The 22,437-nt window shown below is 65.4% G+C and carries 20 protein-coding genes; 16 read left to right on the forward strand and 4 right to left on the reverse strand.

Annotation, left to right across the window (positions count from 1 at the left end; genetic code table 11):
- The 8 genes from VFJ08_RS01305 to VFJ08_RS01340 form a co-directional block, all read left to right on the forward strand.
- The coding region (locus tag VFJ08_RS01305; protein WP_324994355.1) for a lysylphosphatidylglycerol synthase domain-containing protein at positions 1-1,038 on the forward strand (1,038 nt) is incomplete at its 5' end.
- Positions 1,038-1,802, forward strand: coding sequence for a phosphocholine cytidylyltransferase family protein (locus tag VFJ08_RS01310; RefSeq protein WP_324994357.1), 765 nt, complete (start codon positions 1,038-1,040; stop codon positions 1,800-1,802). The genes VFJ08_RS01305 and VFJ08_RS01310, both read left to right, overlap by 1 nt.
- Before the next feature lie 2 nt (positions 1,803-1,804).
- Positions 1,805-3,481 (forward strand): phosphoenolpyruvate mutase, encoded by a 1,677-nt coding sequence (gene aepX / locus VFJ08_RS01315; RefSeq protein ID WP_324994359.1) that lies wholly within the window; start codon positions 1,805-1,807, stop codon positions 3,479-3,481.
- Positions 3,478-4,632 (forward strand): phosphonopyruvate decarboxylase, encoded by a 1,155-nt coding sequence (gene aepY / locus VFJ08_RS01320; RefSeq protein ID WP_324994361.1) that lies wholly within the window; start codon positions 3,478-3,480, stop codon positions 4,630-4,632. The genes aepX and aepY overlap by 4 nt, the downstream gene beginning before the upstream one ends.
- Positions 4,633-4,649: 17 nt before the next feature.
- Positions 4,650-5,714, forward strand: coding sequence for a 2-aminoethylphosphonate aminotransferase (locus tag VFJ08_RS01325; protein WP_324994414.1), 1,065 nt, complete (start codon positions 4,650-4,652; stop codon positions 5,712-5,714).
- Positions 5,715-5,836: 122 nt separating this feature from the next.
- Positions 5,837-6,979 (forward strand): adenosyl-hopene transferase HpnH, encoded by a 1,143-nt coding sequence (gene hpnH / locus VFJ08_RS01330; RefSeq protein WP_324994363.1) that lies wholly within the window; start codon positions 5,837-5,839, stop codon positions 6,977-6,979.
- Between the two features lie 64 nt (positions 6,980-7,043).
- A complete protein-coding gene (locus tag VFJ08_RS01335) occupies positions 7,044-8,165 on the forward strand; it encodes a glycosyltransferase (protein WP_324994365.1) in 1,122 nt (373 codons plus the stop codon).
- A 149-nt stretch (positions 8,166-8,314) separates the two neighbouring features.
- Positions 8,315-8,956: an ABC transporter substrate-binding protein gene (locus VFJ08_RS01340; protein ID WP_324994367.1), complete on the forward strand. Its 642-nt coding sequence runs from the start codon at positions 8,315-8,317 to the stop codon at positions 8,954-8,956.
- Positions 8,957-9,165: 209 nt separating this feature from the next.
- On the opposite strand, the gene idi is transcribed toward VFJ08_RS01340, so the two are convergent.
- The 4 genes from idi to mvaD all read right to left on the reverse strand — a co-directional run bounded on the left by idi (position 9,166) and on the right by mvaD (position 14,155).
- Complete coding sequence (gene idi / locus VFJ08_RS01345) at positions 9,166-9,753, reverse strand: isopentenyl-diphosphate Delta-isomerase (RefSeq protein ID WP_324994370.1); 588 nt, start codon at positions 9,751-9,753, stop codon at positions 9,166-9,168.
- Complete coding sequence (locus VFJ08_RS01350) at positions 9,750-12,041, reverse strand: hydroxymethylglutaryl-CoA reductase, degradative (RefSeq protein WP_324994372.1); 2,292 nt, start codon at positions 12,039-12,041, stop codon at positions 9,750-9,752. The genes idi and VFJ08_RS01350 overlap by 4 nt, the downstream gene beginning before the upstream one ends.
- Before the next feature lie 66 nt (positions 12,042-12,107).
- Positions 12,108-13,187: a hypothetical protein gene (locus tag VFJ08_RS01355; RefSeq protein ID WP_324994374.1), complete on the reverse strand. Its 1,080-nt coding sequence runs from the start codon at positions 13,185-13,187 to the stop codon at positions 12,108-12,110.
- On the reverse strand, positions 13,184-14,155 hold the full coding sequence (mvaD, locus tag VFJ08_RS01360; RefSeq protein ID WP_324994375.1) for a diphosphomevalonate decarboxylase: 972 nt from the start codon (positions 14,153-14,155) through the stop codon (positions 13,184-13,186). Before mvaD ends, VFJ08_RS01355 begins: the two co-directional genes overlap by 4 nt.
- A 187-nt stretch (positions 14,156-14,342) precedes the next feature.
- Here mvaD and VFJ08_RS01365 point away from each other — a divergent pair, with 187 nt between their 5' ends.
- From VFJ08_RS01365 to VFJ08_RS01400, 8 genes are all read left to right on the forward strand, one after another.
- Positions 14,343-15,842 (forward strand): hydroxymethylglutaryl-CoA synthase, encoded by a 1,500-nt coding sequence (locus VFJ08_RS01365; protein ID WP_324994377.1) that lies wholly within the window; start codon positions 14,343-14,345, stop codon positions 15,840-15,842.
- Between the two features lie 202 nt (positions 15,843-16,044).
- Positions 16,045-16,923, forward strand: coding sequence for an ectoine/hydroxyectoine ABC transporter substrate-binding protein EhuB (gene ehuB, locus VFJ08_RS01370; protein ID WP_324994379.1), 879 nt, complete (start codon positions 16,045-16,047; stop codon positions 16,921-16,923).
- Positions 16,924-17,024: 101 nt separating this feature from the next.
- The gene (ehuC, locus tag VFJ08_RS01375) at positions 17,025-17,684 is read left to right on the forward strand and encodes an ectoine/hydroxyectoine ABC transporter permease subunit EhuC (RefSeq protein ID WP_324994380.1); all 660 of its coding nucleotides are present in this window, start codon (positions 17,025-17,027) and stop codon (positions 17,682-17,684) included.
- Positions 17,684-18,376: an ectoine/hydroxyectoine ABC transporter permease subunit EhuD gene (gene ehuD, locus VFJ08_RS01380; RefSeq protein WP_324994382.1), complete on the forward strand. Its 693-nt coding sequence runs from the start codon at positions 17,684-17,686 to the stop codon at positions 18,374-18,376. The genes ehuC and ehuD overlap by 1 nt, the downstream gene beginning before the upstream one ends.
- A complete protein-coding gene (ehuA, locus tag VFJ08_RS01385; RefSeq protein WP_324994385.1) occupies positions 18,373-19,170 on the forward strand; it encodes an ectoine/hydroxyectoine ABC transporter ATP-binding protein EhuA in 798 nt (265 codons plus the stop codon). Before ehuD ends, ehuA begins: the two co-directional genes overlap by 4 nt.
- Positions 19,171-19,516: 346 nt before the next feature.
- On the forward strand, positions 19,517-20,296 hold the full coding sequence (locus VFJ08_RS01390) for a DeoR family transcriptional regulator (protein WP_324994387.1): 780 nt from the start codon (positions 19,517-19,519) through the stop codon (positions 20,294-20,296).
- Positions 20,297-20,335: 39 nt separating this feature from the next.
- The gene (locus tag VFJ08_RS01395) at positions 20,336-21,451 is read left to right on the forward strand and encodes a glycerol dehydrogenase (protein ID WP_324994390.1); all 1,116 of its coding nucleotides are present in this window, start codon (positions 20,336-20,338) and stop codon (positions 21,449-21,451) included.
- Positions 21,448-22,428 carry a sugar kinase gene (locus VFJ08_RS01400; protein WP_324994392.1) on the forward strand — a complete coding sequence of 327 codons (981 nt, stop codon included), beginning with the start codon at positions 21,448-21,450 and terminating at the stop codon, positions 22,426-22,428. The genes VFJ08_RS01395 and VFJ08_RS01400 overlap by 4 nt, the downstream gene beginning before the upstream one ends.
- Positions 22,429-22,437 lie beyond the last annotated feature (9 nt).

Below are 22,437 nucleotides of genomic sequence, written 5' to 3' on the forward strand. Positions count from 1 at the left end.
CAAGCGCTAGCCGCGATCGACCCAATGAAGCGTACCGCCGCGATCATGCTGCTCACCGGCGTGGCCCTGTTCACCGCCGTGCTGGCCTGGCAGGGCCTGTCCGCGATCACCCAGGCGCTGGCGGCGGCCGGCTGGGGGCTGGCCGCGGTAACGGCGTGGCATCTCGTGCCGCTGGTGATCGACAGCTACGCCTGGTGGATTTTGTTCCGGCGCCCGCGCCCGGGCATGATCCGCATTGTCTGGGCGCGTTGGATCGGCGAGTCCATCAACTATTTACTGCCGGTGGCCCAGATCGGCGGCGATATCGTCAAGGCGCGGCTGCTGATCAAGCACGGTCTGAAGGCGGCCGAGACCGGCGCCACGGTGGTGGTCGATCTCACGCTGTCCGCGCTCACGCAGATGCTGTTCGGGGTGCTGGGGCTGGTATTGCTGCTGATTCTGATCGACCGGCCGGCCGTCGCCTGGGGCGCGGCGCTGGGCATCGGCGTGATGCTGGTCATGCTGGCGTTCTTCTACAAGCTGCAGCGGGGCGGCTTGTTCGGCGCGCTGGCCGGGCTCGTCAAGCGCATCGGCGGCGGTCGCGAATGGCTGGATTTCGTCGGTGGCGCGCAATCGCTGGATGCCGCGATCGATGCCCTCTATGCCCGGCCCTGGACGGTCGTGTGCGCGTTCGTCTGGCGCTGGATCGGCTGGGTGGCCGGCGTTGGCGAGGTCTGGCTGGGGCTGTATTTTCTCGGTCATCCGGTCGGCTTGGCCGATGCGGTGATGCTGGAAGCGCTCGGCCAGGCGATTCGCGGCGCGGCGTTTTTCATTCCCGGCGCGCTCGGCGTGCAGGAAGGCGGCTTCATGCTGCTGGCCGGCTTGATCGGCCTGGATGCCCATACCGGGCTCGCCCTGTCGCTGGTCAAGCGCGTGCGCGAACTGGCGCTCGGCGTGCCCGGGCTGGTGGCGTGGCAATGGGCCGAAGGCCGGCTGGTGGCTCGCGCGCGCCGCCGCTCTCGGCCCGGCCCTGAAATTCATCGACCAACGGATACTTAATGCATGCGGTTCTGCTGGCGGCCGGCATGGGCCGCCGACTCCACGAAATTACCGGCGGCGGCCCCAAATGTCTGCTGCCGTTCGGCGATGCCAGTCTTCTGGAGCGACATCTGCGGCTGCTTGCCGGCGCCGGTATCCGGCGCTTGACCGTGGTGGTCGGCTTCGAGGCGATGCAGATCGAACAGGCGCTCGGCGCGCTCGTGCCGGCAGTCGCGCCGGCCCTGGCGCTGGATACCGCGCATAATCCGGCGTTTCGCCAGGGCAGCGCGCAAAGCGTGCTGGCGGCGCGCCGGGTGCTGGAAAGCGGCGAAGACGTGCTGCTGATGGACGCCGACGTGCTCTACGACCACCGGCTGCTGGATGCGCTGCTCACGGCCCAAGGCCCGAATGCGCTGGGCATGGATCGCGGCGTGGGCGCCGACGATGCCGAAGCGGTCAAGGTGGGTCTGGAAGATGGCCGCATCGTGGCTTTCGACAAGACGCTGCCGGACGGCCTCGTCTATGATGTTCTCGGCGAATCGGTCGGGTTCTTTCGTTTGTCGCCGGCCGGCGGCGCCGCGCTCGCCGCCGAGTGCGAACGGGTCGGCGCCGCCGACGAGGACGCGTCTTACGAGGCCGCGCTGCAGCGAGTCATGCGCGCCGGGCATATCGTGTTCGAGGCGGTCGATGTGACCGGGCTGCCCTGGATCGAGATCGATTACCCGGCCGACGCCGCGCGCGCGGCCGACGAGATTGTGCCCCAACTTCAAACCATTCAGGGATAGCTATGCCCGCCGATCATCCAACCCGGCCCTCCAAGGCGCGCGCGCTGCGCGATTTGTTGGCGTCGAACCGGCTCGAATTCATCATGGAGGCGCACAACGGCCTGTCGGCGCGCATCGTCGAGGAAGCGGGATTCGCCGGTATCTGGGCCTCGGGCTTGGCGCTGTCGGCGGCCTTCGGCGTGCGCGACTCCAACGAGGCGAGCTGGACCCAGGTGCTCGAGGCGGTGGAATTCATGGCCGACGCCACCGACGTGCCGATTCTGCTCGACGGCGATACCGGCTACGGCAACTTCAACAACCTGCGCCGGCTGGTCGCCAAGCTCGAGTCGCGCGGCGTGGCCGGCGTGTGTATCGAGGACAAGCTGTTTCCCAAGACCAACAGCTTCATCGACGGCGAGCGCCAGCCGCTGGCCGATATCGACGAGTTCTGCGGCAAGATACGCGCCGGCAAAGATGCGCAGCGCGATCCCGATTTCTGCATCGTCGCCCGCGTCGAGGCGTTGATCGCCGGTTGGTCGGTGGATGAGGCGCTGGCGCGGGCCAAGGCCTATCGGGCCGCCGGGGCGGATGCGATCCTGATCCACGACAAGGCGCCCCGATTCGACAACATCCAGAAGTTCGCCGACGGTTGGGACGGCTCGGCGCCGTTGGTGATCGTGCCGACCAAGTACTACTCGACCCCGACCGACGTGTTCCGCGCCGCCGGCATCAGCCTGGTGATCTGGGCCAACCACACGGTGCGCGCGGCGGCCACTGCGATGCAGCGCACCGCGGCCGAGATCTACGCGACCGAAACGCTGACCGGCGTCGAGGACCGCATCGCGCCGGTGTCCGAGATCTTTCGTTTGCAGGGCGATCCGGAACTGCGCGAGGCGGAAAAGCGCTATAACGGCGACGCCGGGGCGGCGACCCGCGCGATCGTGCTGGCCGCGGCGCGCGGCAAGGGATTGGAACCGGTCACCGAGGCTCGCCCCAAGGCCATGCTGGAGATCGCCGGCAAGCCGCTACTGCGGCATCTGGTCGATGTGTTCAAGCAGCAAGGGTTGCACGACATCACTGCGGTGGCCGGTTATCGGCCCGAGGCGATCGATGTGGCCGGCGTGCGGGTGGTCGAGAATCCCGACTACGAGACCACCGGCGAACTGGCGTCGTTGGATCGCGCGCGCGCGCATTTCGGCGACGACAACTTGATTATCTACGGCGATTTGATTTTTCGTCGTCATGTGCTCGCCGATCTGCTGGAAGCACCCGGCGAAATCACCGTGGTGGTGGACTCCGAGGGCCGGCGCAGCGAAGCGCCGCAGCGCGATCCGGCCTGGTGCAGCGCGCCGGACGACCGCGCGCTGTTCGGCCAGGCGGTGACGCTGTCCCACGTCGGCGCGCACGACGCGCCGGACAGTGCGCCGCATGGGCGCTGGATCGGCGTGATGCGCAGCCGCGGCGAGGGCCGGGTCTGGATTCGCGCGGCACTCGACAAGCTGCGCGCCGAAGGCCGCTTCGAGACCGCCGGCGTGCCGGATCTGCTCAACGAACTGATCGCGGCCGGGCATTGCGTGAACGTCATCTATATCACCGGCCATTGGCTCGACGTCAACGATCTGGACGACTTGCGCGCCGCCTCCGAATTCGCTCACGGCCAACGCTCATATAGAGATAGCTCATATAGGGAAAGCCCATGACGCTTGAAGCCAACGATTTCATCGATCGCGCGGCCGCCTACGGCTACGATTTCTATGCCGGGGTTCCGTGTTCGTTTCTCACGCCGTTCATCAACACGGTGATCGACAGCGAGAAGCTGACCTATATCTCCGCGGCCAACGAGGGCGACGCCGTCGCGCTGGCCGCGGGCCGGGCGCTGGCCGGCAAGCGCCCGGTCGCGATGATGCAGAATTCCGGGCTCGGCAACGCGGTTTCGCCGTTGACCTCGCTGACCTGGGTGTTCCGCCTGCCGATCCTGTTGATCGTGACCTGGCGCGGCGCGCCCGACGTTGCCGATGAGCCGCAGCACGAGTTGATGGGCCGGATCACCACCGACATGCTCGACACCATGGATCTGCCCTGGGAGATCTTTCCCGACGATGCCGAGGCGGTGGACGATGCGCTGGCCCGGGTCGAGGCGCATATGGACCGGACCGGCCGTCCATACGTATTGCTCATGAAAAAGGGCACGGTCGCCCCGGCCGAACTGAAGAACAACGCCGCGCCGACCCAGAGCCGCGGCGCCATCACCTTCCGTCCGGCGTCGCCGAAAACGCCGTCCGTCACTAGGCGCGAGGCGCTGGCCCACTTGGTCGAACGCACCGATCCGGCTGCTAGCGTCGTCATCGCCTCGACCGGCTTCGCCGGGCGCGAGCTTTACGCGCTGGCCGACCGGGCCAATCATCTGTATATGGTCGGCTCAATGGGCTGTGCGCCGCTGCTCGGGCTGGGGCTGGCTCTGGCGCGGCCCGATCTCGATGTGATCGTGGTCGACGGTGACGGCGCGGCGCTGATGCGGCTCGGCGCGATGTCGACCCTGGCGGCCTACGGGCCGACCAATCTATATCATCTGCTGCTCGACAACGGCATGCACGAATCCACCGGCGGTCAGGCGACGGTATCGGCCGGGCTGTCGTTCGCGGCGATCGCGGCGGCGGTCGGTTATCGCACCACCTACGAAGGCCACGACCGCGCGGTGATCGATCAAATGCTGGCCGGCGGCTCGCAGGGCCCGGCGTTCTCGCATCTGCACATCGCGCCCGGTACCGACAAGGCCAATCTGCCGCGGCCGTCGGCCACGCCGGCCGAAGTCAGGGCGCGCCTGATGGCCCATATCGGCGCCGGATTGTGAGTCGCCCGGTGAGCCGTATGCGGTTGCTCAACCCCGGGCCGGTGACGCTGACGCCGAGAGTGCGCGCCGCGCTCGCCGCGCCCGATCTGTGTCATCGAGAGGCCGAGTTCTTCGATCTGCAGGACGAGATACGCGCGCGCCTGATCGCGGTCTACGGCCTGGACCCGGCAACCTGGGCGCCGATCGTGCTCAGCGGCTCCGGTACGGCCGCGGTCGAGGCGATGATGAGTTCGATGCCCGGCGAAAATGCCCGCGTTCTGGTGATCGAGAACGGCGTCTACGGCGAGCGCATGACGCAGATGGCCGCCGTGCACGGCATCGACCACGATACGCTACGGCTCGGCTGGGGCGAGGAAATCGATACCGCGGCGCTGGCCGCGCGCCTTGCCGGCGCGCGATTCACGCATGTCGCCGTCGTGCACCACGAAACCACCACCGGCCGGCTCAACGATCTGGAGGCGATCGCCGAAGTCTGCGCGAAGGCCGAGGCGGCGCTGCTGGTCGACGCCGTGTCCAGCTTCGGCGCCGAGGCCATCGAATTCGCCCCGGCAGTGGCCGCGGTGGCCGCGACCGCCAACAAATGCCTGCACGGCGCCCCGGGCGCGGCGTTCGTAATCGCGCGGCGCAGCGCGCTGGCCAAGGCGAAAGCCCGCGCACTCTATCTGGATCTGGTCGCCTACGGCGAAAAGCAGGACGCGCGGGGCACGCCGTTCACGCCGGCCGTGCCCGCGTTCCATGCGCTGGCGGCCGCCCTGGCCGAGCACGCCGAGGCCGGCGGCTGGCCCGCGCGCCGCGCGCATTATCGTGCGCTGGCCGGGCAGGTGGCGGATGGGCTGGCGGCACTCGGGATCGATGCGGTGCTGGATGGGCGGCACAGCTCCTGCGTTCTGCGCTCGTATCGACTGCCGAGCGGTGTGTCCTACGATGCGCTGCACGACCGGCTCAAGGCGGCGGGCTTCGTGATCTATGCCGGGCAGGGCGATCTTGCCGGCGAGATCTTTCGGATCTCGACTATGGGAGATCTCGATGGTCAAGACATGGAATGCCTGATTATACGGATTGCCGAGATCACGGCACGCTGACACACTGGTTCTTAACGAAACATACACATGTATAATGCAGTAGTAGTGGCGGGGTCGCCCGCACTACATTTGCTGCGCCCGGTTGGGCCCGTGGGCCGGCCGGGATACAACGAGAGGTCGAAATGGCAGTACCGCTAATTCAACAGTACAAAGTGGCACGCTACATCATGGGGCGGAAGGCCGCTCGGCAGGCGCGTTACCCTCTGGTGTTGATGCTGGAGCCGCTGTTCCAGTGCAACCTCGCCTGCGCCGGCTGCGGCAAGATCGACCATCCCAAGGATATTCTGAAGCAGCGCATGAGCGTCGAGGATGCGCTGAACGCGGTCGACGAGTGCGGTGCGCCGATGGTCTCGATCCCGGGCGGCGAACCGCTGATCCACAAGGATATGCCCGAAATCATCAAGGGCATCGTGGCGCGCAAGAAGTTCGTTTATCTGTGCACCAACGCCATCCTGATGAAAAAGAAGATGGACGACTACGATCCGTCGCCCTACTTCACGTGGTCGGTGCATCTGGACGGCTTGAAGGAGCGCCATGACGAGTCCGTCTGTCAGGAGGGGGTGTTCGAGAAGGCGATCGAAGCCATCGAGATGGCGCGCGACCGCGGTTTTCGTGTGACCATCAACTGCACCCTGTTCGACGGGGAAGTGCCGCAGGAAGTCGCCGATTTCTTCGATTACGTCACCGATCTGGGCGTGGAAGGCATCACCGTCTCCCCGGGTTATTCCTACGAGCACGCGCCGCGTCAGGATGTGTTCCTCGGCCGCTCCAAGTCGAAGAATCTGTTCCGCGAGATTTTCCGCCACGGCGCGGAGCGCGGCGCGGACTGGAAGCTCAACCATTCTTCGTTGTATCTGGATTTTCTGGCCGGCAACGAGTCGTATGAATGCACGCCTTGGTCGAACGTGACCTACAATATCTTCGGTTGGCAGAAGCCGTGCTATCTGCTGGTCGACGAAGGTTACGAAAAGACCTTCAAGGGCCTGATGGAAAACACCGAATGGGAGAAGTACGGGGTCGGCCGCAACCCGAAGTGCGACAACTGCATGGCGCACTGCGGCTATGAAGGCACCGCTGTCGAAGATACCTTCGCCCATCCGCTGAAAGCGCTCAAGGTCATGATGAAAGGGCCGCGCCTGTCGGGCGACTTCGCCGAGGAAATCCCGATCCTGTACGGCGATCGCTCCGAGGCCACCGCCACCAAGATCCCGATCTCGCAGATCGGCCGGCGGCAGTCGAGCGAGAAGGAAAAAGAACTCGGTTAGTTTGGGTTTCGATTCGCCTTTCGAGGCCGTCGGTGCGCCGGCGGCCTTTTTTGTATCCGATGACATGATATTCACGATCCTGGTTCTAATTTCACTGATCGTCTGGCTCGGCCTGCTGGCCCAGCCCTGGCTGCCGTGGCTGTTGCGCGAGCGCTTCGTCGCGGATGAGGCCGATGCCGCGGCTGCGGACCTGTCCGATGTGACCGTGCTGATCCCGGCGCGCGACGAAGCCGATTCGCTGGCGCAAACGCTGACCGCGCTGGCGCGCCAGGGGCCGGGGCTCAGCGTGATCGTGATCGACGACAACTCGAGCGACGGCACGGCGGAAATCGCGCGCGCCGCCGCGCTCGAGCGCTTGAGCGTCATCCAGGGCCGGCCCTTGCCGGAAGGATGGACCGGCAAGTTATGGGCGCTGGAGCAGGCGCGCACGCGGGTGACCACGACGCGCGTGCTGTTGCTCGATGCCGATATCCGGATCGCGCCCGGCACGATCGCGGGGCTCAAGACGAAAGCGATCGTCGACGACCGGCAGATGGTCTCGCTGATGGCGCAGCTGCGCATGATCAGCCTCGCCGAGCGCTTGCTGATCCCGGCCTTCATCTATTTCTTCAAGCTGCTGTATCCGTTCGCGCTGTCCAACACGGGTTCGCCCTATGTCGCCGCGGCGGCCGGCGGCTGTGTATTGATCGACCGCGCGATGCTCGATCGCATCGGCGGCTTCGGCGCGCTCGCCGATGCGGTGATCGACGACTGTACACTGGCCCGCTGTGTGCGCCGGGCCGGCGGGCGGACCTGGGTCGGGGTGACGCATGCGGCCGTCAGTCTGCGCGGCTACGATGATTTCGACGGTATTCACGCCATGGTCGCGCGCTCGGCTTACAGCCAGTTGCGCTATTCGCCCTGGTTGCTGGCGGGCTGCACCGTCGTCATGGCGCTGATGTTTTGGGCGCCGCCGCTCGCCCTGCTATTCGGCGATCCCCTAGCCCGCGGGTTGGCGCTGGCGGCGTGGGGCGGCATGGTCGTGAGCTATATGCCGACGCTGACCTATTACGGTCTGTCGCGCCTGTGGGCGCTGGCCCTGCCGTTGATCGGCACGATCTATCTGGCCATGACCTGGTCGTCCGCGCTGCGCTACTGGCGTGGTGTGCGCACCGCTTGGCGCGGGCGGGCCTATCGCCGTTCTTGAGCCGCTCGCAAGCGCCGTGCCCGGCCGATATGTTCAGGATACAGACACCTGGCCTACGGCCTAATTTGCTTGATGGGTCGGCCGTCGGCCCCCATATCGACAGGCATGCTGCACGGCGATGCTGTCTGGATTGAGTCAAGGAATTCGAGATGAAAAAAGTGATGCGTTTGTTCCGCGGCCTGGCGGCCACGGGCGTGATCCTTGCCTGTGTGTGCGTATGGACGGCGGCGGCCGCCGAGCCGGCGCGCAGTGTGGTCGAGAATCTCGACAGCCAGTTGATCGCTACCATGAAACAGGGCAAGCCGCTCGGCTTCGCCGGTCGCTATAAGAAGCTGGCGCCGGTGATCGATCAGTCCTTCGATCTGAATCGTATCGCCAAACTGGCGCTGGGCAGCGCATGGGCCGAACTCAGCCCGCAGCAGCAACAGGAATACCAGAGGATGTTCCGCGCGGACACGCTGGCCACCTATGCGTCGCGTTTCGACAGCTACAGCGGCCAAATCTTCAAGATCAAGGACGTCAAGGACGCGCCCGGCGGCCGTCGTCAGGTCAATACGGTGATCGTGTCCGACGGCGACGAGATTCCGATCAACTACGTACTCGATAACAACGGCGGTAACTGGAAGATCGTCAACGTGGTCGCCAAGGGCGTGAGCGATCTGGCCTTGAAGCGCGGCCAATACACCAGTTCGATTCAGGAAAAGGGCGCGGACGGCTTCATCGAGCAGTTTCACGCCCAACTGAGAAAATACCCGCCGATCCCGAACGTGCCCGCCGGCTCGACGGGCTGATCTCAGGGCCTGTTGCCGTATGCAACGTCAACAGCGGCCCTTATACCAGCCGTTATAATGAGGTAACGATAACCGATAAAAAAAGAGAAAGTCCGAAAATAAACGCCAAAAGCACGCAAAATAAAGAAAATTAGTTTTAATTTGCGTTTTCGCGTTTATTTGCGGACTGTTTTTGTCTTCCTTTTATATCCTTGTTTTGCAGTTTGGTATTAGTCGGAAAGCAGCCCGGTCACCGTCGACCAATGCGCTTCGCGGATGCGCGGCCACTCCATCTTGATCCACGGCGTGTAGCGATCGGGGTAGGCGGCCAATTCGGCGTCCAGCCGCGCCGGCGAAATGAACGCGAAGTCGGCGATCTCGTTGGGGTTGCCGGCCACCGGAGCGTCCGAGCGCGCGGCGAACACCGAGCACATTTCGTGTTCGGCGCCGCCCTCGCCGAACCGGGCGTGGTACTCGAATTTGTAGAGATAAGTGACCTCGGCATCGACGTCGATTTCTTCGCGCAGCCGGCGCTTGGCCGCCTGGTCGACGCGCTCGCCCCGGCGCGGGTGGCTGCATACGCTGTTCGACCAGAAACCGCCCCAGAGCTGTTTGGCGCCCGCGCGCTGCTGCATCAGCACGTCGCCCGCGCTGTTGAACAAAAATATCGAGAAGGCGCGGTGCAGTGCCCCCTCGCCGAGATGAGCCTCGACTTTGGGCATATGGCCGATCACGTTGTCGTCCCGGTCGACCAGGATCAGCGGTTCATCGTCGAAGGAGACGACCTTGGCGGCACCGGCGTCCCTATTCATGCTCATGAGCGAATCTCCGTGATGAAGGAGTTGTAGCCCGCGACCCGCATCGCCGAGGCCACAGCCTGAATTTTATCGTCTTCGGCGACCGCGATCATGGCGCCGCCGCCGCCGCCGCCGGTGAGTTTGGCACCGAGCGCGCCGCTGGTACGGGCGATCTCGACCAGTTCCTCGATCTCCCACGAGGATACCTGGAGCGCGTTGAGCAGGCCGTGGTCGATGTTCATCAAATCGCCCAGTTCCGCGATATCGCCGCGCGCCAGGGCATCCACGCCGGCCAGCGCTAAGCCGTCGATCTGGTCGAAGATGGCTTCATAACGCCCCGGACTCTTCCGCCAGGCCGCGCGCACGTTGCCCACGGTTTGCGCGGTCAACGTGGCCACGCCCGACAGGCCGATCACCACCGGAATCGGGCGCGCCGTGGCCAGATCGCGAATCTCGGGCCGGGCGGTCGGGTTTTCCTTTTGGAACAGAATCGGCCGGCCGAACGTCGCCAGCGTATTGTCGATACCGCTGGGCGTGCCGTGGGCGATCTTTTCCACATCGAAGGCGAGATTCGAGATTTCGCGTTCGGACAGGCGGATATCGAAACAGCGCGCCATGGCCCGGATCACGGCCACCGCCAGGGCCGCGGACGCACCCAGGCCGTTGGCGCGCGGCACGCGCGGAAACACGTCGATGCGCATGCCGCGGTCGGCCACGCCGAGTCGTTCGGCGATCAGCGTAATCGACTCGTGTAGCGAACTGATCTTGCCGTGGGGTTCGGAGAAGCGCATCTCCACGCCCCAGCGGGGGATCAGCAGATCGATTTGTTCGGCCTGCGCGCGCACCTCGGCGCGTACGTTGAGCGGGATCGGCGCGGCGATGGCGTGCCGGCCGTAGACCACCGAATGCTCGCCGAGCACGATGATCTTGCCGTAACCCATGTCGCCGACCGCGTCGCCGTGGCCGACGATTTCCGGCTGGGCGCGTCGGGCCGCGCCGCCGGCACGCGGGGCGACACTCGGGCCCCGGTCGAGTTCGGTCAGGATCTCTCGCGCGCGCCAGACCTTGATGTCGCCGCCGGCAATCAGCCGGTCCACGACCTCGTCGAACTGGGCCTCGGTCGCGCCGGCGGCCATGGCCACGCTGCGCGCGTGCAGGGTCATATGCCCGCGCTGGATGCCGTGGGTCGACAACGCCTTGATCGCGGCGAAATTCTGGGCCAGGCCGACCGCGCCCATGATCTCGGCCAGTTCGGCGGCCGATTCGATGCCGAGCACGCGATGCGCGATCTTGACCGCTTGATTGGACTCGACCTGGCCGCCGACCGTGCCGACCTTGATCGGCAGCTCCAATTCGCCGACCAGATGACCGGCATCATCGGCGTACCAGCGCGTGAGCGACCGGTAACGCCCGGTGCGCGCGGCATGCGCATGGGCCGCCGCCTCGATCGCCCGCCAGTCGTTGCCGGTGGCGATCGCGACCGCGTCGATGCCGTTCATGATGCCTTTGTTGTGCGTAGTCGCGCGGTAGGGGTCCATTTCGGCGAATTCGTTCGCGAGGATGATGCCGTCGCGGACCTTGGCGCCCGCATATTCGCCGGCTTCCAGCAGGCTCGGCGGAATCACGCAGCGCGCCCGTACCAGCGCGCGATCGGTCAGGTTCGACAGAATACGCAGGAATACCTCGCCGCCGGAAATCTTCTCGATCAACGGCGCGGCGCCCTCGCACATGGTATTGACCAGATTCGCGCCCATGGCGTCGCGGGTATCCACGATCAGGTGCACCACGAGCATCTCGCCGTGCCCGGCGGTCGCGCCGTGGGTGATCACTTCCACGTCCTGCGCGCCGCCGCCGCGCGCGACCATGTTGGGATGCAGGCTGTTGGCGAGATTCAGGATCTCTTCCTTGGCCTGCAGGATCGCCTGCTTGGCGTGGGCCGCGTGCGGCACGTCGACGACCTGGATCTGACCGATCAGCATCGGGCGTTCGGCGGTCGAAGTGAAGCCGCCGGCGCGTCGCACCAACTTCGCCGCCGATGATACCGCGGCGATGATCGAAGGTTCCTCGACCACCATCGGGATCAGATAGTCGCGCTCGTTGATCGAAAAATTGAGGCCCAAACCCATCGGCAGCCCAAAGGCGCCGATGACGTTCTCGATCAGGCGGTCGGCCTTGTCCGCATCGAGCAGATGCGTGCCGTCGACCAGCATGTCGTATTCGGTTTCGCTGATCACGTCGCGCTCGAGCAGGGCGCGTAGGCGATCGGCGACCGAGAACTTGTAGAATTGGGGAATACGGGAATGGCTCATGCAAAGCTCGCGCTGAATGGTTCACGATACCGGCACCGCGTCGATATCGTTGTCTAATACATAAGTCTAGCGCAGCCCGGGTTCGCCTGTCCTCGTTCGCGCCGGCTCGCGCCGGCCCGCCGGACCCTCGATCGCGACCCCGGGCGCGGCAAAACCGAGCTCGATGATTTGTGCCCCGGCGGCATCGAAATCGCGGCGCAGCGCGCTCTGGTTCACATGCGGCGTGGCCAACAGCAGGCCGACGTCGCCACCGCCGGCGCCGGAGCTCTTGAACACCGCGCCGTGGCGGGCCGCCATGGCATGCAGTTCGTGATGGCGGGCGCTTACGATACCGGCATGGGCATGGCGGTCGAGCGCGATCAGCGCCTCGAAATATTCGCGCGCCAAACGTGCGAAACACGTCGCCTGGCCGAGATCGTCGGCGGCGTTCTCGGCGAGCGCGGCGAGCCGGGCGATATCGGAGGCGAATCCCCTAGGGTGAACCCCGGCATATGTCTGGACGCGCCCTACGAGGTCGGTCGTGCGGGCGCCGGTACCGGTCACGACCGCGACCACGGTCAACCCGGGGGGCCATTGCAGCGAAGCGGGGGGGCGGCCCTGGGTATAGCCGATGATGCCGCCGTAGACGGCGGTGGCGACATCGCCGCCGCTGCCGGTGCCGCCCTGGGCCTGGCGGTGCGCCGCGATCGCCAGCCGCGCGAGCCGCGCGTGATCCACGTCATCGATCCCGGCGCGCACGAGCAGGGCCTGGGTCAACGCGGCGGCCACCGCCGCGCTCGACCCCAGCCCGAGCTTATGCCCGTCGCGGGCGAAATCCGTGGTATCGATATGAACATCCAGCGGCGGTAGCGGCGTACCCAGTTCGGCGGCGACATGGGCGAGCACCGCGTCGTACACGCGCAGCCGGTCGCGTAGACCATCGCCGGCATCCGGCGGCGCCCGTCCGTCAACGCCGAGCGCCAGCCGATGGATATCGAGATTGGGCGCGCTCAGACGCCAATGGCCGTCGGACGCGTCGGCGAGCGTGACGCGGGCGCGGCGATCGACCGCGGCCAGTATCGCCGGGGCGCCTTCGAGCACCGCGTATTCCCCGATCAGGAACAGCTTGCCCGGGGCGCTCGCGACGATCGGCGCGGCCTTGTTCATGCGCGAAGGCGCGCGGCCGGGCCCAGCGCGCTGCGCCGGGTTTCGAGCACGCCGGGTACGCTTTCGAGCTCGCGAGCGACCGCTTCACCGTGCCCGGGCGCGCACAGCGCCTTGACCTGCGGCCCCGCGTCGATCGTGAAATAGACCGGGATACCGGCCGCGCGCAGGCCGCGCACCGCCTGGATGGCTGCGACGGTGGCCGGGTTCCAGTAGATCAGGCCGGGGCGGGTCGACATCATCAGCCCGTGCAGCTTGAGACAGCTCATCTCGGTGAGCGCGCCGACCGTTTCCAGATCGCGCGCGGTGATCGCTTCGCGCATCGCGGCCAGATCGCCTTCGGAATGCTCGACCCAGGCGCCGTAGTAGTCCGAGCGCCGGTCGAGATGGCTCATGCCGATGGAGGAATTGACCGCCTTGGCCGCCAGGTCGGTGACCGCCACCACGATTTCGAGCGGCCAGTCGGCCGGCGCCAGCATCGGCTCGGCGAACGCGTCGCTGCCGTCGTCTTGTTCGCCGCGATACATCTCGGCGAATCCGCCGAAGATCGAGCGCGCCGCCGAGCCGGAGCCCTGGCGCGCCAGAATCGACAGCTCGCGCGGATCGAGTTCGAGCCCGGCCGCCGTGCTCGCGGCCAGCGCCAGCGCGGCGAAGCCCGAAGCCGACGAGGCCAGGCCGGCGCCGGTGGGAAAATTGTTCGCCGATACGATCGAGGCCCGGGTATCGATCTCGGCGCGCTCGCGCACGAGATCGAGAAACGCCGTCAGGCGCGCGGCATCGGCCGGCCGGCCGTCGAGTTCGGCGCGATCGGCGTCCAGAGCGGAATCGAAGACCACGGTGGTATCGGTGTACAGCGCGTCCAGCGTGACCGAGATCGAGCCGACCGCCGGCAGGTTGCGCGGGCCGCGGCGCTTGCCCCAGTACTTGATCAGCGCGATATTGCTGTGAGCGCGCGCAGTGGCCTGGCTCATGTTCGATCTGCCATCGGTTCCCGGACGATTTCGCGCGCAAGGATACGCCATCGTTCAGGGCCATGCCGAGACCGAAAAAGAGGCCGCCGATCGATCGTCGGCTGCACAGTGCACCATTTGCTAGCATAAGGGGGGTAGAAATCCATAGGGCACGCGTTTCGCGCGCCGCCAGACGACGGGAACAATCATGCCGGGAATCAGTGGACTGGCGCTTTATCTGCCGCCATATCGTGTCAACCTCGAGGACTGGTGTGCGTGGAACGACCAGCCCTGGGACAAGGTGCGCAAGGTCGTGGGCCGCAGCTTTCGTATGCGCGGGCCGGAACAGAGTGTGTACACGCTGGCCGCGAACGCGGTTTGGCGCCTGATCGAGGCCTATCGAATCGATCCGCGCGAGGTCGGCTATCTCGCGCTCGGCACCGAGTCGTCGAGCGACAATTCGGCCGGCGCGGTGATCGTCAAGGGCATGCTCGACGATGCGCTGGCCGCGCACGATCTACCGGCCATGGCGCGCGCGTGCGAGGTGCCGGAATACAAACATGCCTGCCTCGGCGGCGTGTACGCGCTCAAAGGCGCGCTGCGCTACCTGGCCACCGACGGCGCCGATCGCAAGGCGATCGTGGTCTGCTCGGACATCGCCGAATACGAACGCGGCTCCTCCGGTGAACCGACCCAGGGCGCCGGCGCGGTCGCGATTCTGCTCGAGGCCGAGCCGAAGCTGCTGCACGTGGATCTGGCCGGTTCCGGCAGTGCTTCGGACTATCGCATGGTCGATTTCCGCAAACCGTTTGCGCGCTTCCGCGGCCAGCCGCCGCGCGCGGACGGTCAGATGCAGGATTTGCCGGTGTTCAATGGCCGCTATTCGACCAGTTGCTACATCGATGCCACACGGGCCGCGATCAACGCCATGCTCGCGCGTCGCGGCGGCCGGCAGGCCGATTATTTTCATTCGGTGGACGCGGTGTTCATGCATCGTCCGTATCACCGCATGCCCTCGGCCGGCTGGGCCATGTCCTACTTATTCGCGCTTGCCGACGGCGATGCCGACAATCGCGCCGAACTCGCCGATTATGCCGGTTCCGCGAGCATCGATGCCGATGCGCTGCTGGCGGAAATTTCGAGTGCGACGCCGGATATGCGCGCCCGCGTGGCGGCCGGTGAATCCGGCCAGGACGCGTTTCCGCTGGCCGGCGATTTGATGCGTTATCTGCGCAAGACCGAGCTGTGGCAGAACCTCGTCGCGGGCAAGCTCTCGCTCGGCAGCGAGATGATGCGCGACCTCGGCAACCTTTATACCGCGGCGCTGCCGGCCTGGCTGGCGGCCGGGTTCACCCAGGCGCATGGCGAGGCGCTCAACCTCGGCGGGCAGCACTGGCTGGCGCTCGGCTATGGCAGCGGCGACGCGGCCGAGGCGCTGCCGATGCGCGTGGCCGAAGGCTGGGAAGAGGCCGCGGCGCGGATCAATTTCTCTCAGGCGCTGGGCACGCCGGTCGAGCTGGACGCCAATCAGTACGCGGCCTTGCACGACGGCCACCCGGCGGACGTGCAGGCCGCTCCGGCCAGCGACGAGTTCGTGGTCGACCGAATCGGCGAGACCGACCGCTCGGACTTCCGCGACGTCGGCATTGAATATTATCGCTATGTGTCGGCCGAGGCGCAGGCCGGCGCCGCGAAGGCGGCGGGCTGAGCGCCCGGGATTACGGGATGGGGGCGTTCCTGGCGCGGCTCGCGGGCGCGGCGGCTATATTCATGTGCTGTACAGCGTTTGCCAGGTTCGCGTCGTTGTTGCATGTTAGATATCGATAGATCGCGCAAGCGATCGAACCGTGCCGCGGCCGAGTAGCGCGTGTATCGGAAAACGTCGATAAATAACAGAGGGAGATATCACCATGAGTAGAAGCCGACCCCTAACCCGGTTTGTGCATGCGCTTGTTCTGCTGGCACTGACCGTGGTGGTGAGCGCAGCGGCCTCGGCGGCCTCGTTGCAGGACATCAAGGACCGCGGCTATATCCGGATCGCAGTCGCCAACGAAATTCCGTACGGCTTCATGAATGCCCAGGGCAAGGCGGAGGGCTTCGGCCCCAGCACCGCCAAGATGGTCCTGAAGCGCATGGGTATCGACGATATCCAGTGGACGGTCGTGCCGTTCGGCTCTCTGATTCCGGCGCTCAAGGCCGGCCGTGTCGATATGGTGGCCGCCTCGCAGGCGGTGCTGCCGCAGCGCTGTTCCCAGGTCGACTTCTCGATTCCGAACACGACCTACGGCGAAGGCCTGATGGTCAAGAAGGGCAATCCCAAAGACATCCACGGCTATCAGGACTTCGTGAAGAACGATGATCTCAAGATGGGCATCGTCTCCGGCGCCGATCAGCTCGAATTCGCGCACAAGCTCGGTATTCCGGATTCCCAGTTGGTGATGCTCCGGGCCAACACCGACGCCGCTTCCGCGGTGGCTTCCGGTCGCGTCGACGCCTATGCGGGGACCCAACTCACGGTGGCCCGTCTGGCCAAAAAGTCGGATAGGACGATCGAAGCCGAACCGTTTAACGATCCGGTGATCAACGGCGAGCCGGTGCGCAGTTGGGGCGCCTTCACCTTCAATTCGGATAGCGACAAGCTGCGCAAGGCATTCAACAAGAATCTGAAAGCGGTGCAGCAGACGAAAGAGTGGAAGCAGACCCTCAAGCACTACGGCCTGGACGAGCATTCCATCGACCTGGTCGACGCAAAGACCACCGAACAGCTGTGTAGCGCCTCGTCGGATTAAGACGTGGGCCATCTTTCGCGAGCCTTCGGCTGCGGATTGTTCGCGTGTGCGCGGCATGCGCGAACAATCCGTGCTGATCAAAGCCGAGCGCGGTAGCGCCGATGGACTGGCTTAGTCTTCTGCCGCCGCTGCTTTACGGTGCCGAGGTCACGGCCTGGATCACGCTGGCCTCGACCGCCGGCGGCGCCATTCTTGCCTTCGCCGCCGGCATCGGCTCCACCGCGCGCTTTGCCGGCTGGCGCTGGCTGGCGGGGCTTTATGTCCAGATCTTTCGCGGTACGTCGCTGCTCGTGCAGTTGTTCTGGCTGTACTTCGCGCTGCCGATCATCGGTATTCGGCTGTCGCCGGAGGTGGCGGGCGTGCTCGCGCTGTCGCTCAACATCGGCGCCTATGGTGCGGAGGTGGTGCGTGGTTCGCTCAATTCGGTTGACGCCGGCCAGTACGAAGCGGCCACCGCGCTCAACTTCACGCCCATTCAAACGTTGTGGCGCATCCTGATGCCGCAGGCCTTGATCGAGATGATGCCGCCGTTCGGCAATCTGGCGATCCAGAATCTCAAGGATTCTGCGCTGGTGTCGTTGATCAGCCTCGCCGACCTGGCATTCGCCGCCGACAATCTGCGTAATCGAACCCTCGAAACCTTGCCGATCCTGATCCTCACGCTGCTGTTGTACTTTGCCATGGCGCTCGTGTTGATGGCCGCCATGCGCCTGCTCGAGCGCTATTTGCGCGGGGTTTCCGGACGCGAGGCCACCCGCTGATGTTGTTCGGTTTTCACTGGGACCTGTCCAGCCCGGAGGCTTTTGCCCTGTCAATCCTGCCGATTCTCTTGATCGGCATGAAAATCACCATCCTGGCCACCATCTTCGGCTTTCTGATCGCCATGGCGCTGGGGCTGGTCTTCGCGCTGCTGCGCGGCGTGCCGCTACGCGCCGTGTCCTGGCCGATCGCCTTCATCGTCGAGTTTGTGCGCGATACGCCGTTGTTGATCCAGCTCTATTTTCTGTACTACATATTGCCGGATTACGGCATCACGCTACCGGCGCTGGAGACCGGCATCATCACGCTCGGCATCCAATACAGCGCTTATACGTCCGAAGTCTACCGGGCCGGTCTCGAAGCGGTGCCGCGGGGCCAGCGTGAAGCCGCGCGCGCGCTCAATCTCGGCGCCTGGCGGACCTACCGCGACGTCATCGTGCCGCAGGCCATTCCGCGTATTGTGCCGGCGCTGGCCAACTATCTGATCTCGATCATCAAGGACACGCCCATTCTGTCGGCGATCACCGTGCTCGAAATGCTGGGCGCCGCCAAGATCGTCGGCGATCGCACCTTCCGCTATATGCTGCCGCTGACTTTGGTCGGGGTATTGTTTTTAATTCTGACGGCGGTTGCGGCCACCGCCGTCCGCTATCTGGAGAAAAAGTTGCCGCGCGCCGGCATCGCACTCAAATGAAACCGATCGTCCGCTTCGACAAAGTCACCAAAAGTTTCGGCGACACGATCGTCCTGCGCGATTTCGATTTCGAGATGGCGCCAGGCGAACGGGTCGTGCTCATGGGGCCCTCTGGGTCCGGCAAATCGACCGTGCTGCGTATCCTGATGACGCTCGAGGATATCCAGAAAGGCGTGGTCTATCTCTCGGAAGTACCGCTCTGGCACGAGCGCTCGCGCGCGGGCGAACTACGGCCGGCGGGAGAAAAATATCTGCGAAAAATGCGCAGCGATGTCGGCATGCTGTTCCAGCACTTCAATCTGTTTCCCAACATGACGGTGCTGCGCAACATCATCGAAGCGCCGATGAAGGTCGCCGGGCTTTCACGCGCCGAGGCCGAGGCGCGGGCCGACGAACTGCTTGCGCGGGTGGGTCTGAGCGACAAGCGCGAAGCCTATCCGAACTCGCTGTCCGGCGGCCAGAAACAGCGCGTGGCGATCGCCCGCGCGATGGCGATGCGGCCGAAGCTGCTGTTGTTCGATGAGCCGACCTCGGCATTGGACCCGGAGATGGTCGGCGATGTGCTTGAGGTGATCAAGGATTTGGCTGCCGAGCACGATCTCTCCATGCTGATCGTGACCCATGAAATGGGTTTTGCCCGCGATGTGGCCGATCGGGTGTGTTTTTTCTGCGATGGGCGGATTCTCGAGCAAGGGGAGCCGTCGCAGATTTTTACCGCACCCGCCGAAGAGCGGACCCGCCAGTTTCTGCGTATGGTGCTGCACGAAGCGCCCACCGAGGAAGCGACCGGCTAAACGACCCGGTCGGCCGGCGTTTCGCGCGGTCCTGCCCTGGCCCGGCAAGGCCGCGACCGGACAGCAATGCCACTCGGCATCGAGACAATCCGATCGCTCGCGCTCTCGGTTGCGTTCGTGATCGGCGCGTCGTACGCCGCTTGGCGTATGGCCGGCGTACGCCGGCGATGCATGCTCGCTCCAATCGCGCTGTTTTTGCTTCGAGTGTACCGGTCTGTTTTTCAAACGAAAACAGTTAGCGGTCACCAGGCTCTGCGATTCGGTGCTGGTTCGACTCGGTCAAAGTCGCTTTCGCTCCAGCCTTTCTTTCGAGTAGGCTTAATTCGTCTTTCGAAACGAAAATAAGATGCGGGATCGGAATACGGCACTCAAGCGGCGCCTGCGCGTTGCCGAACGCGTGCGGGCCGAAGGCTCGGTACGGGTCAATGAACTGGCCGACGAGTTCGATGTTTCGGTGGTTACCATCCGCACCGACCTCGGCTATCTGGAAGAGCGCGGTTATGTGATTCGCTCGTTCGGCGGCGCGGTGAGCGCGCGCGGTCTACGATCGCCGCGCGCGGCCGGGGCCGCATCGACAAGTCCCGCGGCGGATGAAATGCTGCGCGTGCATCAGCGGCTGGTCGGTTGGTTGCCCGGGCGGGGCACGGTTTTTCTCGGCGGCGCGCTGCTGGCGCAGCGGCTGTTGCCGGCCGTGTCCCAGCGCCCGGATCTGGTCGCGGTCAGCGATGCACCGGCCGTGGCCGCCCAGACCGCGATCTATCCGGTTACCGAACTGGTGCTGACCGGCGGCCGTTATCGTGCCGCCGAAGGCATCTGCCTCGGCGAACCCGACCCGGGGCTCGCGATCGATGTCGCCTTCGTTCCGCTCAACGAGCGCACGCTCGCCGACACCGCCACCGGACGCCATTACCGACGCATCGCCGTGCGCGCGGACCTGTGTTGCGGCGTACTCGCCGACGCCTTGGCGGCCGAGGCGCTGACGTGCGCGCTCGAAGGGCTGGATATCGTGATCGTCGCGCCGTCGCTGACGGTACCGCTCACGGCGACCCTCGCGGCCTCGGGATTTGCCGCCGAAACGGCCGACGAGACGGCCGCCGTGTTCTCGCGCGGCCGCGCCACGGCTTGACTTCCATCCATTCCTGCAAGAACCACCGCGAATACCGTCATGATCACCAGCGCCATCTTTCCCGCCCGCTACATCCAGGGCGCCGACGCCCTCGGCGAGCTGGCCAAGCACGCCAATATCCTGGGTTCCAATGCACTGATCGTGCTCGATCCCGGCATTGCCGAATGGATGAGGCCTAGACTCGACACCATTCTGGGCAACGAACTCGTGCATGCGTTCTTCGATTTCGGCGGTGAATCCACCGAAGCCGAGATGCAACGCGCCGCCGGCCTTCTCGTCGAGGCCGGTCACGACGTGGTGATCGGCGTCGGCGGCGGCAAGGCGATCGATACGGCCAAGGGCGCGGCCTATTTTACGCCCGGCGTGCGCATGATCGCGGTGCCGACCATCGCCGCGTCCGATGCGCCGTGCAGCAAGAACGCCGTGGTCTACACGCCCGAACACACGGTCGACCGCGATATCCACGGCCGGGCCAACCCGGATCTCGTCCTGGTCGACACGGCGGTCGTGGCGGCGGCGCCGGCGCGGTATCTATCGGCCGGTATCGCCGATGCGCTGGCCACCTGGCTGGAAGCCGAGTCGGCGTTCGTGACCCGCACGATCAATTTCACGGGTTATGCCTCGACGTTCACCGCGCACGCGGTGGCGCGCCTGTGCTACGACACGCTGCTCGAATACGCGCCGCTGGCGCTGGCGCACTGCGACGACGGGCTGGTCACGCCGGCGCTGGAGCACGTGGTCGAGGCGGCCACGCTGATGAGCACGATCGGCTTCGAAAGCGGCGGCCTGGGGGCGGCCCATGGATTTCACCAGGGCATCGCCGAATGGCCGGAGACACACCATTTGCTGCATGGCGAAAAGGTCGCCTTCGGCGTGCTGGCGTCGTTATTTCTCACCGACAAGGACAGCGCGACCGTCGAAACGATCTATGCCTTTTGTCATTCGGTGCGCCTGCCGCTGACGCTCGCCGATCTCGGGCTCGAGCACTACGACGACGCCAAGCTGATGGTCGCGGTCGAACGCATGACGCGCTCCGGTGAATGCACGTTCAACGAGCCGATCGCCTATGGCGAGGCCGATTATCTGGCCGCCATGAAGGCGGCGGATGCTTACGGCCGCGCCTGGCGCGCGCGTCAGCCGAGTGCGAATCGATGAGCGGCGCGCCCCGGATCATGACGCTCGGCGAGATCCTGGTGGAGATCATGGCCGTGGAGCGCGACCAGAGTTTCGCCGCGCCCGGCCCGCTGGTCGGCCCGTTCCCCAGTGGCGCGCCGGCGATATTCATCGATCAGGTCGCCAAGGTCGGCATCGCGGCCGGCATCATCGGGGCCGTCGGCAACGACGATTTCGGCCGCATGACGCGCGACCGGCTGGCGGCCGACGGCGTGCACACGGACGCGATCCGTATGCTGGACGATCAGACCACCGGCACCGCGTTCGTCACTTATCATGCCAGCGGCGAGCGTGATTTCATCTATCACATCACCCATGCCGCCTGTGCCCGGATCGATACCGATGCGGTGGACGCCGCCCGGCTGACCGGCTGCGCGTTGTTCCATGTCATGGGTTCGTCGCTGTTCTCTTTCCACATGATCCATGCCATGCACAAGGCGGTGGACGCGGTGAAGGCGCATGGTGGGCGCGTGTCGTTCGATCCGAACGTACGCAAGGAGATGCTCGATCTGCCCGAGATGCGCGATGCGCTGCATTACGTGCTCGAATACACGGACGTGTTGTTGCCCAGCGAAGGCGAACTGATGCTGCTGACCGGGGCCGACACGGAACAGGCCGCGGTCGCCGAGAGTCTCGCCAACGGCGTATCCGAGATCGTGATCAAGAAAGGCGCGGCCGGCGCGCGTTACTACGATCGCGAGCGCCGGATCGACATGCCCGGCTACGCGGTCGAGGAGATCGACCCGACCGGGGCGGGCGATTGTTTCGGCGCGACCTATGTGGCGCTGCGCGATGCCGGCCTGGCGGTCGAGGATGCGCTGTGCTACGCCAACGCCGCCGGGGCCTGCGCGGTCGGCAAGAAAGGGCCGATGGAAGGCACCGCGACGCGCGCCGAACTCGATGCGTTCATGCGCCGGCATACCGTGGGCCGGCCCGTAATTACCGAATATCCTCTCTAGAGCCAATGT

Origin of the sequence: Salinisphaera sp. (assembly GCF_035690525.1) — a bacterium.
GTDB lineage: Bacteria > Pseudomonadota > Gammaproteobacteria > Nevskiales > Salinisphaeraceae > Salinisphaera.

Excerpts from the sequence above, each read along its gene's own strand:
- VFJ08_RS01355 (WP_324994374.1), bottom strand. The coding sequence starts at position 13,187 with ATGAACAAGGCCGCGCCGATCGTCGCGAGCGCCCCGGGCAAGCTGTTC.
- VFJ08_RS01400 (WP_324994392.1), top strand. The coding sequence starts at position 21,448 with ATGAGCGGCGCGCCCCGGATCATGACGCTCGGCGAGATCCTGGTGGAG.
- ehuC (WP_324994380.1), top strand. The coding sequence starts at position 17,025 with ATGGACTGGCTTAGTCTTCTGCCGCCGCTGCTTTACGGTGCCGAGGTC.
- VFJ08_RS01310 (WP_324994357.1), top strand. The coding sequence starts at position 1,038 with ATGCATGCGGTTCTGCTGGCGGCCGGCATGGGCCGCCGACTCCACGAA.
- ehuD (WP_324994382.1), top strand. The coding sequence starts at position 17,684 with ATGTTGTTCGGTTTTCACTGGGACCTGTCCAGCCCGGAGGCTTTTGCC.
- ehuA (WP_324994385.1), top strand. The coding sequence starts at position 18,373 with ATGAAACCGATCGTCCGCTTCGACAAAGTCACCAAAAGTTTCGGCGAC.
- idi (WP_324994370.1), bottom strand. The coding sequence starts at position 9,753 with ATGAGCATGAATAGGGACGCCGGTGCCGCCAAGGTCGTCTCCTTCGAC.
- VFJ08_RS01365 (WP_324994377.1), top strand. The coding sequence starts at position 14,343 with ATGCCGGGAATCAGTGGACTGGCGCTTTATCTGCCGCCATATCGTGTC.
- VFJ08_RS01350 (WP_324994372.1), bottom strand. The coding sequence starts at position 12,041 with ATGAGCCATTCCCGTATTCCCCAATTCTACAAGTTCTCGGTCGCCGAT.
- VFJ08_RS01390 (WP_324994387.1), top strand. The coding sequence starts at position 19,517 with ATGCGGGATCGGAATACGGCACTCAAGCGGCGCCTGCGCGTTGCCGAA.
- ehuB (WP_324994379.1), top strand. The coding sequence starts at position 16,045 with ATGAGTAGAAGCCGACCCCTAACCCGGTTTGTGCATGCGCTTGTTCTG.
- aepX (WP_324994359.1), top strand. The coding sequence starts at position 1,805 with ATGCCCGCCGATCATCCAACCCGGCCCTCCAAGGCGCGCGCGCTGCGC.
- hpnH (WP_324994363.1), top strand. The coding sequence starts at position 5,837 with ATGGCAGTACCGCTAATTCAACAGTACAAAGTGGCACGCTACATCATG.
- VFJ08_RS01340 (WP_324994367.1), top strand. The coding sequence starts at position 8,315 with ATGAAAAAAGTGATGCGTTTGTTCCGCGGCCTGGCGGCCACGGGCGTG.
- VFJ08_RS01395 (WP_324994390.1), top strand. The coding sequence starts at position 20,336 with ATGATCACCAGCGCCATCTTTCCCGCCCGCTACATCCAGGGCGCCGAC.
- mvaD (WP_324994375.1), bottom strand. The coding sequence starts at position 14,155 with ATGAGCCAGGCCACTGCGCGCGCTCACAGCAATATCGCGCTGATCAAG.
- aepY (WP_324994361.1), top strand. The coding sequence starts at position 3,478 with ATGACGCTTGAAGCCAACGATTTCATCGATCGCGCGGCCGCCTACGGC.
- VFJ08_RS01325 (WP_324994414.1), top strand. The coding sequence starts at position 4,650 with ATGCGGTTGCTCAACCCCGGGCCGGTGACGCTGACGCCGAGAGTGCGC.
- VFJ08_RS01335 (WP_324994365.1), top strand. The coding sequence starts at position 7,044 with ATGATATTCACGATCCTGGTTCTAATTTCACTGATCGTCTGGCTCGGC.